The sequence below is a fragment of the Aggregatilinea sp. genome (genome assembly GCF_036822615.1).
Lineage (GTDB): Bacteria > Chloroflexota > Anaerolineae > Aggregatilineales > Aggregatilineaceae > Aggregatilinea.
In genome coordinates this window covers 25,858-38,187 of sequence record NZ_DAISHJ010000003.1, presented here as the reverse complement: position 1 = coordinate 38,187, position 12,330 = coordinate 25,858, and the positions used below count along the sequence as shown (strand labels likewise).

Annotated in this window: 11 protein-coding genes; 8 read left to right on the top strand and 3 right to left on the bottom strand. The window is 60.0% G+C overall.

The window, feature by feature from the left end; all coding sequences use genetic code 11:
- Positions 1-7: 7 nt before the first annotated feature.
- The 3 genes from V7116_RS02095 to V7116_RS02085 all read left to right on the top strand — a co-directional run bounded on the left by V7116_RS02095 (position 8) and on the right by V7116_RS02085 (position 3,506).
- Positions 8-808 carry a hypothetical protein gene (locus V7116_RS02095; RefSeq protein ID WP_324389923.1) on the top strand — a complete coding sequence of 267 codons (801 nt, stop codon included), beginning with the start codon at positions 8-10 and terminating at the stop codon, positions 806-808.
- Positions 809-839: 31 nt separating this feature from the next.
- The gene (locus V7116_RS02090; protein ID WP_324390092.1) at positions 840-2,285 is read left to right on the top strand and encodes a glycosyltransferase; all 1,446 of its coding nucleotides are present in this window, start codon (positions 840-842) and stop codon (positions 2,283-2,285) included.
- Between the two features lie 177 nt (positions 2,286-2,462).
- Positions 2,463-3,506 carry a porin PorA family protein gene (locus V7116_RS02085; protein ID WP_324389921.1) on the top strand — a complete coding sequence of 348 codons (1,044 nt, stop codon included), beginning with the start codon at positions 2,463-2,465 and terminating at the stop codon, positions 3,504-3,506.
- Between the two features lie 65 nt (positions 3,507-3,571).
- Here the strand turns inward: V7116_RS02085 and V7116_RS02080 are convergent, their stop codons facing one another.
- Both V7116_RS02080 and V7116_RS02075 read right to left on the bottom strand, forming a co-directional pair.
- Complete coding sequence (locus V7116_RS02080) at positions 3,572-5,497, bottom strand: ArnT family glycosyltransferase (RefSeq protein ID WP_324389919.1); 1,926 nt, start codon at positions 5,495-5,497, stop codon at positions 3,572-3,574.
- Between the two features lie 10 nt (positions 5,498-5,507).
- Positions 5,508-5,729: a hypothetical protein gene (locus V7116_RS02075; protein ID WP_324389917.1), complete on the bottom strand. Its 222-nt coding sequence runs from the start codon at positions 5,727-5,729 to the stop codon at positions 5,508-5,510.
- 189 nt (positions 5,730-5,918) lie between these two features.
- On the opposite strand from V7116_RS02075, the gene V7116_RS02070 reads away from it, so the two are divergent.
- From V7116_RS02070 to V7116_RS02055, 4 genes are all read left to right on the top strand, one after another.
- On the top strand, positions 5,919-6,683 hold the full coding sequence (locus tag V7116_RS02070; protein WP_324389915.1) for a DUF4870 domain-containing protein: 765 nt from the start codon (positions 5,919-5,921) through the stop codon (positions 6,681-6,683).
- A gap of 521 nt (positions 6,684-7,204) precedes the next feature.
- Complete coding sequence (locus V7116_RS02065) at positions 7,205-8,395, top strand: glycosyltransferase 87 family protein (protein WP_324389913.1); 1,191 nt, start codon at positions 7,205-7,207, stop codon at positions 8,393-8,395.
- A gap of 370 nt (positions 8,396-8,765) precedes the next feature.
- Positions 8,766-10,553, top strand: coding sequence for an aspartate--tRNA ligase (gene aspS, locus V7116_RS02060; protein ID WP_324389911.1), 1,788 nt, complete (start codon positions 8,766-8,768; stop codon positions 10,551-10,553).
- 78 nt (positions 10,554-10,631) lie between these two features.
- Positions 10,632-11,057 carry a phage tail protein gene (locus V7116_RS02055; protein ID WP_324389909.1) on the top strand — a complete coding sequence of 142 codons (426 nt, stop codon included), beginning with the start codon at positions 10,632-10,634 and terminating at the stop codon, positions 11,055-11,057.
- An 82-nt stretch (positions 11,058-11,139) separates the two neighbouring features.
- On the opposite strand, the gene V7116_RS02050 is transcribed toward V7116_RS02055, so the two are convergent.
- Positions 11,140-11,562: a hypothetical protein gene (locus V7116_RS02050; protein ID WP_324389907.1), complete on the bottom strand. Its 423-nt coding sequence runs from the start codon at positions 11,560-11,562 to the stop codon at positions 11,140-11,142.
- 194 nt (positions 11,563-11,756) lie between these two features.
- Between V7116_RS02050 and V7116_RS02045 the strand changes: the two genes are divergently transcribed.
- The gene (locus tag V7116_RS02045; protein WP_324389904.1) at positions 11,757-12,161 is read left to right on the top strand and encodes a hypothetical protein; all 405 of its coding nucleotides are present in this window, start codon (positions 11,757-11,759) and stop codon (positions 12,159-12,161) included.
- The last annotated feature ends 169 nt before the right edge of the window (positions 12,162-12,330 follow it).

Here is a 12,330-nt window from a genome sequence, read left to right as displayed (position 1 = left end):
GCAGTAGGTGGACGATACCGGAGCCGAGATCGAGCGGCTGAAGGCGCAGATCGCCGGGGCAGAGATGGAACTGGCCGCGCTGGAGGAAGAAATAATCGACCTCCGGCGTGAATTGGAATCGTTCACCCGCGACTATAACCGTAAGATCCGCCCGCTCGTGGAACGTCTGGACGTCATGCGCGCGGTGGTGGCGGATCTGGAAGCCGAAAAGCTCACCCCGCCGCAGCTTCATGGATACGCCTCGCAGCCTGCCGATGGCTGGTCGCCGCCGCCCGATTACGTATCCGTCGAGGAGCAGTTCTGGCGCACCTGGATCGCGCCGCGCGGTGCGGCCCCTTCCGAACCCGATCCGCCTGTGCGTCAGGTGATCCTCGATGACGATCCCGAGCGGATGCTCAAGCGCCTCTATCGCGCCCTGGCGCGCCGTTACCATCCCGATCTGGCTGCCGACCCCGACGAGCGCACTCGCCGTACACGTCTGATGGCCGAGATCAACTCTGCGTATGCCAACCGCGATCTGAATGCACTGCATCTGCTGTCTCAGCAGCCCGAAGGTGCGACGCCTGACGTGCCTCTGGCAGCATTGGCCCTGCGCGAGCTGAAGCAGATCGCGTACCAGCTTGAGGCGCGCCTGGCGGCCCTGCGTCACGAGCGCAGCGAGCTTCTCAATGGGGAATTGATGTGGCTGAGCATCCAGTCTAAATTTGCCGCGCGCGAAGGGCGTAACTTGCTGCGCGAGATGGCCGCCCAGTTGGAGCGCGAATACGCGGCCTGTTTGGATCGTATTGACGAGTTGCGCGCGTTGTAATCGGTGTTGGAATGAGGTATCTCATTTGAACGTGCTGCTAACCCTGCTTGGCGCGGGATATATGCTGGCGGCGGGGGTGATCGCGCTTTACTCCGCCAGCTTTTTCATTCTGCTGACGGTGTATTTCTTCAATCGCAAGCGTGCTCCGGTTGCGCCCGACGTACCCGACGGCGACTTGCTCTCCGTGACGCTTCAACTGCCCATCTACAACGAGCAGCACGTCGTCGATCGCCTGATCGATGCGGTCGGCGCGCTGGACTATGCCCGCGACAAGCTGCGTGTGCAGGTTCTCGATGACTCGACCGACGAGACGACCGATCTCCTGCGCGCCAAAGTGGACGAGTGGCGCGCGCGCGGCCTGGACATCGAGCTGATCCGGCGGCCCGAGCGTATCGGGTACAAGGCGGGGGCGCTCGCGTATGGACTATCTCGGTGCGAGACGGCGTGCGTTGGGACGTTCGACGCCGATTTTGTGCCCGCGCCCGATTTTCTACGCCGCGTGATGCCGCATTTCAATGGTTCGCCCAATGTGGCCCTGGTGCAGACGCGCTGGGCGCACCTCAACGTGGACTACAATCTGCTGACGCGCGCTCAATCGCTGTCGATGGACCAGCATTTCGCCATCGAACAGGTGGCGCGCAGCCGGGGCGATCTGCCGATGTCCATGAACGGAACGGGCGGCGTCTGGCGGCGCGAGACGATCGAGCAGGCGGGCGGCTGGACTGCCGATACGCTCACCGAAGACCTTGACCTGAGCTACCGCGCGTTTATGCTGGGCTGGCGCTTCCGCTACCTCGTGGATGTGAGCGTGCCGGGCGAAATCCCGCCGCAGTTAACCGCCTACAAGGTGCAGCAGGCGCGCTGGGCGAAGGGATCGACCCAGTGCCTGCTCAAGCACGCCGGGAAGCTGCTGCGCGCGGATCTCTCCCCGCTGCAAAAAGCGATGGGTATGTCTCATCTGGGCCAATACGCGATTCAGCCCTTTGTCCTGCTGTTGTTCGTACTGACGCCGCCCGTGCTGGCGGCGGGCCTGTTGAGCAAGCTCCCGCTGGCTCCACTGGGGATTGCCAGCCTTGCCCCGACCATGATCCTGGCGATGGGGCAGATCGCGCTTTATCCCGATTGGATCGGGCGGCTCCTCTACTTTCCGGCGCTGCTGTTGTTCAACACCGGCATGATGCTCAGCAATTCGCGCGCCGTGTTTGAAGCCGTGACGCATCGCGGCGGCAACGCGTTCAAGCGTACGCCCAAGTTCCGCGTGGTGCAGCGCGGCGATCGTCTGGCGAGCACACGCTATGTGATCCGGCCCGATTGGACCACGGTGGGCGAAATCGTGCTCGGCCTCTATGCTGTGGTCGGACTGGCGATCGCGTTTGTTGACGCGCCCGGCATGATCCTCTACATGGCGGTCTATGTGGCGTCGTTTGCGCTGCTGGCGGCGGGCAGCCTCTGGCAAACACGCCAGATTGGGGATTGATCGTTGCCACCGGCTTTTTGTGTATCCGACCCAGTTTTTCCCTTCACGACCTCCCAATTTGTGAATTTCTAGACATGTGACCATAACTAGTCGCGTGTCTATTTGTTTTTACATCATAGGTGTATAGTCAATCCGAAATATTTCACATAGGCCCGGAAGGGCCAGGGAGGTTTGGCCGTGAGCCGAAAGACTATTGGCGCACTCTTGCTTGTGGTAGGTCTGGTGGTCGTTGCGGCGGGGCTGGTGCTGATGCTGGCGATCGTGCCCGGCATGAAGCAGTGGCCGGACGACGTGGATACCACCCGGACCTACGCCGGTACAATGCCGGTGCTGCTGAATGCCCAGACGTTCGAGTTTATGCACGATCTCGAGGTAACGATCGATCGCCATATCAAAACCGAAGAAACCGATGGTGATGTGGCCCTGGTGAGTGAGGAACAGCAGCTCAAGACCGGCGATCAACCGCTTCAGTCGCTACTCAAGCGGTATGCCATCGATCGCAAGACGATGGCATATACCGCCGATCATCCATCCGATTGGGACAGCATGGATGGATTCCGCCCACGCGGCGGTCTGGTTATCGGCTGGCCGATAGATACCGAAAAGAAAGATTACGATGGCTGGAGCGACGATTATAACTCGGTGGTTCCGCTGGTTTATGCAGAAGAAGTGACGCACGACCGCAGCGGCCTGGATACTTACTTGTTTACGTCGAGCAGCGAGCCTCAGCTCATCGATCCTATCGCGGTTCAGGCGATGGGGCTGCCCGAGGCACTCCCCAAAGAACAGTTGGCGGCGCTGATCGAAAACACGGACCTCAGCCCAATGGTCAAGAATATGCTGCCTACGCTGCTGCAAAACTGGCCCGAAGACACCGTGCCGCTCCAGTACTACTACAGCTACGAGGCGCAGTACTGGATCGAGCCGGAAACGGGCGTGCTGATCGATACGTCCAAGCACGAGCTGCGTGCGGTGGGTCTTTCCGAGGACATGATCGCCGGATCGCCGCTGGCTGCGCTGCCCGAAGATCAGCGCGCGAACCTGCGCGTGCCCGTCTACGATCTGACCTATCAGGCGACTGACGAGTCCGTGCAGGATGCCAAGATGGACGCCCAGGATGCGATCGACCAGATCAACCTGTACGGCACGACGATCCCCTATGCGGCGATCACTGTCGGCGCACTGCTGGCGCTGCTGGGATTGGTTTTCGCCCTGCGTTGATCGTGGTTAGCATGGTTTGAAGTCGCAGAGGCGTAGGGGCGTATCATGTACGCCCCTACGCTTTTTTACTCGGGCGTTGCGACAGCCCCAAACGTTAATTCCGCGCCATCCCCGGCGGGGCAGACTTCTACGGCGAGCGTTTCATTATCCCGTGTGTAGTGCTGCGCGGTGCAGTTCGCCGCAGGCGCGGACTCGCTCCGTTCCCAATGCTGGCGGCTGAGCATGTGTGTGATCCAGGTCGCGGCGGCGTCCGGCTCCAGGCTGATCGGCTGCGTTATTTCTTCGCCCGGCGCGAGATCGGCCAGCGCGGCGGCGGTTGCGTCGCGTTCGGGTTGGGAGGGGCCGGGCCGCCAGATCTCGTAGTTAAACCCGTTCATGACGATCACCTCGGATGGGTAATACGCCTCGTACGCCGCGTCCAGCACCGGCGGCGGGTAGAATTGCGCGCGGAAGATCAGCACGCTGAAGTCGTGCGCGCGGATCGCATTCACAAGATTTGTGGGATCGTACAGATCGTTCTCGTACAGGTTTTTGAGCTGCGTCGGGTTGGTGATCACGTCCCGATCCGCTTGCAGGCTGAAGCCCGCCTCCTCGCTCATGGCAGGCTTGTCGCTGGCGCACAGAATATCCACGATCCGCCAGCCGTTGTTGATGTCTGTCTGCGACGGCACGTGCCCGATGGTCGCGTAGCCGGGAACCCAGCCCGCCGAATCGTAGAACGCATACCGGTCGCCGTAGCTCGACGTCAGATTCAGCGCATCCGACAGCGAGCCGAAGAACCGCCCCTCGGTCGGCATGTGAATCACGCTCAAGCCGTAAATCACGTACAGCGCAGGGACGGCGATAAGCGCGGCGGCGCGAATCCACACGGTCCGCGTCCCGGCCCGGTTCCACAGTACACGCAGCCGGCGTGAGATCGGGTTGTCGGCGGGGTTCCACATCCCGCGCAGCGTGCGCGCGGCGAAGATGCCCGACAGGATGCAGGTCGCGGCGATGGCCGTTGCAAAGTAGCTGTCGCCCGCGCCCCATTTGCCCGACAGTGCCGAATCCGCGATGGCGGCAGCCCACCAGATCGTATAGAGCGACAGCCGCGCGAAGTACAGCTCGTACAGCGCGAACAGTCCCGCCATGATTACCAGCGCCCAGTGCAGCCGCCACCACTGCCGGAACAGGTCGAGCGCCTGCTGGGGCATGAACGTGTTGACGTTCGCGGCGATGATGTTGGTCCACCATTCGCCGTGCGTCGAGACGTTGATAAACAGGAAGATCGCGCCCGCTACCCCCGCGAAGGGGACCGCCCAGGCCACCGCGCGCCGTGGATTGCGCAGAAACAGGAACACGAATACCGCCGCGACGGTCGCCGCCGCGAGCTGCTTCGTGTAGCCAGCACAGATCAGCAGCGCCAGCCCGGCTATCATCGTGCGGCGGGGCCATTTCCGATCTGCGCGGTCTGTGACGCGCGCCAGCACGACCACCGCTACGGTTTCAAACATCACCATAAACAGGTGCTGCCGGAACAGCGGACCCACGTGATAAATGTAGTTGGAGGCCAAAAACGCCAGGGCAGAAAAGATCGCAATCAGCCGGTGTCGGCCTTCCCGGTGGACAGCATAACCGATGGCGGATGCGGTGATCAGCGTGCCCAGGAATCCCATCAGCCGCCCGTACCAGTATGCCGGGCCGAAGACCCACACGAACGGGACCAGAATCAGGTGGAACAGGGGTGGGTAGTTGCTGGCGTAAAACGGATACACTTCGTTGCTGCGGTACGGCCAATCCCCGTGGCTGAACATCACCGTATCGACCAGCTCGAAGCCCTCGCCCTGGTCGTAGTCGAAGGGAAAGCGCATCAGCCCGATCGCGTAGTGGATGTAAATCAGCGTGTGTGCGATCAGCAGCAGCGCCGCTGCCGCGAGCAGTATGCGCCCGATCCAGAGCGCGGCGCGGGAAGCGTATGATGAATCCGTGGAAGGTGAAGTATAGGTTGCCATACGATTATAGTCAGGCGGGCTGGTTGCCCAGAGGAATCAGCGAAAGGCCGAGCACCAGCGCCGCCGCGCCGAGCACGACGCCCAGCCGCTGCACCAGTCCGAATCCGCCCGAATCGGCGTCGAGCCACTCGGCGGCCAGCATTGCCGCAATCAGCACGGGACCGGCGGCGCACAGCATGACGCCCAGGTGCCGTTTGGTGAATGTGAAATCGTCTCGAAAGATGTCGCGCATAGGGGGTTCCTCCTCGGCGGGCCGAGTATACCGTAGGACGGTGGCGTGAAAACAGTTTTTGAAACTGGTGAATTCCATGCGCAACCCTTGTGCGCTGGCTTGCGTATAAACAAGTGAACGACGACAGCAACGAGCGAACATCACCTTCAGCGGTGTTGGTTTACAGGGATGACTTACCAGGAGCACACGATGGAAGAGCGCGATCAGAATCCAAACGCGAGTGATAACATCACCGGGACGCCTGCGGCGCCCAATGATCCAATCGAAGGCGTGCCCGTGCCGGATCACATCCGCCAGGCCGTAGAGGGTATCAAGTCGCGCCTTGGCGACGACTCCGAAGGCGAGCAGGTGGTGCGCGAATATCAGGATCGGTACTATCCCGATCCGCCGGAGCGTCGCAACCGCCTGGAAGCGCCCATGGAGGGCGTGAAGCTGCCGCCCGTATCGGGCAAGCCCAAGCGTAAGGCATGGGAAAGCCCGGTGCACCCCAACGAGCGCAAGTGGGCCGCGTTGGCGCATGCGAGCACGCTGCTGACGGCGCTCGTCGCGCTGCCGAGCGTGGGTACGGGCGTGCTGTTCACGATGTTCGTGCCGCTCCTGATTTACTTTGCGTTCCGCAAGCGGTCGCAGTATGTGGCCTTCCACGCGCTCCAGGCCTTCACCATTCAGTTGGTGGGCACGGTTGGTTTCATGTCGCTGTTGATCGGTGGCGCAATCGTCTGGGGGGCGCTCCTGATCCTGTCCATGCTGCTGATCCTGCTGCTGGTTGGCTTCATTCTCACCCCGATCGTGCTCGTTCTGGCGTTGGTCTACTTCGTGGCGACCTTTGCGCTGCCGGTAGCGATGGTGATCTACTCCGTGATCGCGGCGGTCGAAACGTGGAACGGGCGGGATTATCGTTATCCCTACATTGCGCGCTGGGTCGAAGGCCAGACCTACGTACGTATGGCGTAATTCTCGCCGTCCCTCCATTCCGAATGCAGCGCCCCGGTGAAAGTGCCGGGGCGTTTTTGTTTTCCTTCGGCTCACTCGGAATCACGGCGCTTCGATGCACTCCAGATATGGTGACGGCTGCACGGCGAACCCCTGTGTGTAGTTCTGGTGTGTTAAAAAATACATTCATTTTTCGCCTATCGTACTGTATTTAGTCACTTTGAAGTAATTATTATTAGATGCTATGATAAATGAACTTGCAACCTGAGTATTTTACAGGCTCGCGGTATTATCCTCTGGGGTAGCGGGAAATGTGGTGGGTAGGGTTGGGGCCGGACCTCGCTTTGTCTGTACCGCTGCCGGCCTGAGGTCCGGGCGTCAACAAGATCTACAGTGATACAGCAGCTTCTTTGTTGCCTGACTGGGGCAGCGGTATGTGTGCTTGCGTACCGGTGCTGCCCGTATGAATGGCTCGATAACGGGAAGCGCAGACCCTCTTTCCTGGTGACCCCCTCGAAAGGGTGCGTCAGGTGCATAACGCGGTGCGGCAGAAAGTCCTACTCGGATCACTTGTGTTGATTCTGTGGCTGGCCTTTTCAATAACTGCGTATTTGTGGCTTGTTCCGATCCAGACCAATTTCGATTTCTACCCACGGTGGGCTGGCGCAAACGTTATGCTCCGGGGAGAGAATCCCTATGCCCTGGTGTTTGATGATGCTTATTGCGCATCTCACAAGCTGCCCCCGTTTGTATCGGAACATTTTTTGTACCTCGCCACGATTACGTGGATCTTGCTTCCTCTCTGGCTGCTGCCGATCAAGATCGCTGTCAGCATTTGGTGCGGTTTGCAGCTCCTGATCTTCATGGTGGCCCCATCGTTGATGTTTGCGCGGTTGGGCTGGCGGGCTAAGCCGCTTCTGTTGGCTCTCGTTGTTATGGCCTCAGCAGTCGGGAACTACCATTCGGTCAATGTCTACGTGCTCGGCCAATTCGTGCCTTTCGTTTTGGCCTGTTTGCTGCTTGCGTGGTGGCTGCTGCTTGAGAATCGCTCATGGCTTGCTGCACTGGCGCTGCTTGGAGCAACTATTCGCCCAGAAGGGGCCTTGTTGGTCGCCGTCATTCTATTGGATCTGCTGCTGAAGCGGCGGTATAAAGTTGTAGCGATCTGGGCTGGCTTGATAGGCACGGTTTTCCTACTGACCGTTTTGCAGATCGGATTCTGGATTCCAGACTTTTTCAATGGCGTGGAGTTCTATAAGGAGCGGGGAATTTCAAGCTATCCCACACGTGTATTCGGAGAGGGTATATCCAATTTCATTATCGCTGCGGTTGTGGTCTGGGGATTGTCGCTGCTTTTACAAATGCGGTCTTTGCCGGACGAGACCCGGTTGCTGTGGAGCATGTCTGTGCTCATTCTCGTCACTTTGATGGTCCTGCCGCAGACCCATGATTATACGTTGGTCTATACGCTGCTCCCGATCTGGTTCATGTTGTGGGTTGGCCGCAACACAATGTGGAATGCGCCGCTACTGCTCTGTATCCTTGCAACGTCCTGGCTTGTTATTGCGGCGGATCAGCCACATCTTTTCGAATTACAGCAGTTGCTCAACCCGTTGGCTCTTGGCAGCCTGCTGACATATCACTGGTACCGGTGGAAGAATTATTCTCTCCCCGACGTCAGCTACATGCAGCTTCAACACCCTGATCCGACCGGATCGAGTTTGGCTCGTTAGCCTCGCGCATATCCGCCTTTTGAGGTCGCTGGTAGACCGTAAAGCTGCGATCAGGTCGCACGTCACGCTTGTGCTGAGATGCTTGATGTGATTTTTGCGCCGTCCCTCCATTCCGAATGCAGCGCCCCGGCACGTCCGCCGGGGCGTTTTTTTGTTTATTTTGCATGGGCAGGGCGCCGCGCGACCCTGATTCCGCGCTGTTGCTCTGCATTCGAACCGGTGCGCGGTATACAGTAAATGTGCACACTACACAGGCAAAAGTGTGGGCAGTGCGCTATACTACCCCGAATATTCTGTCGGCATTTTACACTGTACAGGTGGCTACCGGCGGGCTGCCTGGACCACACGTTGCGCACGGGGGACTTAATCTATGTTGAAGACACATAACTGCGGCGAGCTGCGCGCTGAGAACGCAGGCCAAACCGTAACCCTTGCGGGGTGGGTGCATCGTTGGCGCGACCAGGGCGGCCTGGTATTTTTGGATCTGCGCGACCGCTGGGGCATCACGCAGGTGACTGTGAACCAGCAGACCGCGCCCGAGGCGCACACACTGGCACGCGATATCCGCTCGGAGTGGGTGATCCAGGTCACGGGCGAAGTCGTGAAGCGGCCCGAAGGTATGGAAAATCCGGATCTCGCGTCGGGCGATATCGAAGTGCACGCTAGCAGTATCGTGGTGCTCAACCGCGCCAAGACGCCGCCGTTTTACATTAACAAGGACGAGAAGGTCGAAGAAGCGCTGCGTATGCGCTATCGCTACCTCGACCTGCGCCGCCCCTCGATGCAGCATAATCTCGTGCTGCGTCACAACGTGCTGCGCTTCATCCGCAATTACCTGGGCGACCGGGGTTTTGTCGAGATCGAGACGCCGATCTTGTTCAAGACCACGCCCGAAGGTGCGCGCGACTACCTTGTGCCCAGCCGCGTGCATCCCGGCAAGTTCTACGCGCTGCCGCAAAGTCCTCAGCAGCTCAAGCAGTTGTTGATGGTAGCGGGTTACGAGCGTTACTTCCAGGTGGCGCGCTGCTTCCGTGACGAAGATCAGCGCGGCGACCGCCAGCCGGAATTCACCCAGTTGGACATGGAAATGAGCTTCGTCACGCGTGAAGACGTGATGGATCTTGTTGAAGGTATGATGACGCGCGTCGTGGAAGATGTTGCCGGGCTGGAACTGGTCCACAAGCCGTTCCCGCGCCTCAGCCACCACGACGCGCTGCTGCGCTACGGCACGGATAAGCCCGACCTGCGCTACGGCCTGGAAATTGTGGACATCAGCGACATCGCGGCGAGCACGTCCTTCCGCGTCTTCGCGGACAACGTCGCAGCGGGGAACCCGGTGCGCGGGATTCGCGTGCCTGGTCTGGCCTCCTACAGCCGCCGCGAATTGAGTGAGCTGGAAGAAATCGCCAAGTCGGCGGGCGCGAAGGGTCTGGCCTGGATGGCGGTCGAGGAGAGCGACGAAAACCCGGTGCGCTCGCCCATCGCCAAGTTCTTCACGCCGGACCTGCTGGTTATGCTGCTGGAACGGATGCAGGCTCAGCCCGGCGACCTGCTGCTGTTCGTCTCGGATACAGCTCCGGTTGTTGCCGGATCGCTCGATACGCTGCGCCGCACCCTGGCGGACCGGCTCAACCTGACCGATCCCAAGAAGATCGCGTTTTGCTGGGTGATCGACTTCCCGCTGTTTGAGTGGAATGAAGACGAACACCGCTGGGATCCCAGCCACCACCTATTCACCGCGCCGATGTGGGAAGACGCGGCCATGCTCGATACCGAACCCGGTAAGGTGCGCGGCCAGCAGTACGACCTCGCCTGCAACGGGTACGAAGTCGCGGGCGGCAGCATCCGTATCCACGACCGCCAGATCCAGGAGAAGATTTTCAAGCTGATCGGGCTGGATCCTGACGTCGCGCGCGAACGGTTTGGCCACATGCTTGAGGCATTCGAGTACGGCACGCCGCCGCACGGTGGCATCGCGCCCGGCGTGGACCGTCTGGTCATGCTGCTGGCAGGCGAGCCGAATATCCGCGAGGTGATCGCGTTCCCCAAGACGCAGCAGGCTGCCGACCTGATGGCCGGTGCGCCGTCGGAAGCGGAACCTGCCCAGCTTGAGGATCTGCACATTCGTCTGGCCGAGGACGTGAAAGAAACTGAGTAAGCAATCCGCCGCGTTGTCGCTCACACAGCCGGACGTGTATACTCGGCTAAACGATGAGTGGCGGAAGGAGCATCAGGAATGGCGCAGCAAAGCAGCGGAATCCAGGCCGTAGACAGCCTGTCCGCAAATGAGTTCAAAGTGGAGATTGAGGGAGCCGAAGCCGCCGGTATCTTTGCCGTGCGCGGATTGACGATCCGGCAGATGGACGGCAGCGGTCAGGTGACTCTTCAGCCGGTGGTGATTGTGAAGATGGTCCAGCAGGACCCGACTCTGCCCTTCAACCGTTGGACGCGCGAGACGCTCGCAAACTCATCCGCCAAAGTCACGCGCGAATTGTCGGTTGTTGCTGTGGATGATGGGGTCGAGGTCCGGCGCTGGGTGATCAAGGACGCGTGGATCAGCAGCATCGCGCTGTCCGACTTTGATACTGCCCAGGCCGATCTGATCGAGGAACGTTTGACGATCCATCACGGCGGCATCGAGGAACGCTGGCCGCAACGCTAACCTGATAGTCGCAGACGAAAACAGGGACGTTACCCACCGGGCAGCGTCCCTGTCTTTTTGTGGCTGTAGCAGGGAAGGGCGATCAGCCGAGTTGGAGCAGTACCAGCGCCGTCACCGACACGCCGACCAGTTCCGCCAGCCCGATGCTCGTCGCAATGGCGATCGCCTGCGGACCCGGCGCGCGATCCATGCCTTTGGGGTTGTAATGCTCCCAGGTTTCTGAGCCAAGCAGCATACTGATCGGCAACGCGACGATCACGCCCCCGAACAGCAGCATTGGCCCGCTGGTGTCCTCGGTCAGATAGCGCGCGCCCAGGAAGAAGATCGCAAAGAACGCGGCGAACATCACGATCCCCAGTTGCAGCGGCTTGCGCGTGTTGTATCGCAGTTCGGTGATGTAGGGGGCGTTGTCGAGATATGGGATCGCCATCACGATCCATGCTGCCAGGGCAAGCGTTGTGGCGAAGGCGCTTCCTAAAACGCCTAACCAGGCAAATCCGCTCATGAATGTAAGCCCTTCCGGTGCGCCGCGTTATGGGGCGGGGTGCGTTTTGCTGACGGTTCTCGTGAAAAATACACCGCAAGGGGCGTTGCGGTTCAAAATCGAGCCCCTTACTCAGGACTTGGGTAGCCGCAAAGGGCGCATAGATGGTATGATTAGTGGCAGATCGTTTTTGCCTAAGAGGAGTTTTTGAGTTCATGGCAACGAACGCGACCACGTGGTTTTACCGCGAGCCGGAACATCGCGCCTATTTCATCGAAGAGCGGGTGAATCACACCTTTTGGAGCAACCGGATCAACGGCCTCTACCTCAACTGCACCAGCGAAACGTCGCCCTTTAAGGTCGAAGGCGAATGGAACGGCTTGCCCCTGACGATGGAGTGGGTTCCCAACCAGTATTTGCGGTTGGCCTTGACGCCCGCTGACGGCATTGAGTCGTTGGTAACCGGGGTCAAAGAGATCCTGGGGTTCGAGCCGACGGTGTCTTATGGGGACGGCGGGCAGCACATATACGAATGGCTCGTGACTGGCGCGGACGAGCGTCTGCGTGAGCTTCAGAGCGATCCCCGCTATCAGAACGTGATGCGCACGAAAAAGCAGTAGCACGATTTAACCCGTATTCACTAATCGAAGGGTTAGAGAGACGATGAGCACTCAACTGCCGGCACTGTCCTATGACGTGGACAAAGACGTCCGGGCCCTGTCGGCGATGGCTTCGAACCTGACGCCCTATCTGTACGAAGACGAGTTGTACGGACACCTGTCCGGCGAT

What these genes read in the sequence shown, in the direction of transcription:
- V7116_RS02055 (WP_324389909.1), top strand. Translation starts at nt 10,632, where the DNA reads ATGGCGCAGCAAAGCAGCGGAATCCAGGCCGTAGACAGCCTGTCCGCA.
- V7116_RS02075 (WP_324389917.1), bottom strand. Translation starts at nt 5,729, where the DNA reads ATGCGCGACATCTTTCGAGACGATTTCACATTCACCAAACGGCACCTG.
- V7116_RS02070 (WP_324389915.1), top strand. Translation starts at nt 5,919, where the DNA reads ATGGAAGAGCGCGATCAGAATCCAAACGCGAGTGATAACATCACCGGG.
- V7116_RS02045 (WP_324389904.1), top strand. Translation starts at nt 11,757, where the DNA reads ATGGCAACGAACGCGACCACGTGGTTTTACCGCGAGCCGGAACATCGC.
- V7116_RS02050 (WP_324389907.1), bottom strand. Translation starts at nt 11,562, where the DNA reads ATGAGCGGATTTGCCTGGTTAGGCGTTTTAGGAAGCGCCTTCGCCACA.
- aspS (WP_324389911.1), top strand. Translation starts at nt 8,766, where the DNA reads ATGTTGAAGACACATAACTGCGGCGAGCTGCGCGCTGAGAACGCAGGC.
- V7116_RS02080 (WP_324389919.1), bottom strand. Translation starts at nt 5,497, where the DNA reads ATGGCAACCTATACTTCACCTTCCACGGATTCATCATACGCTTCCCGC.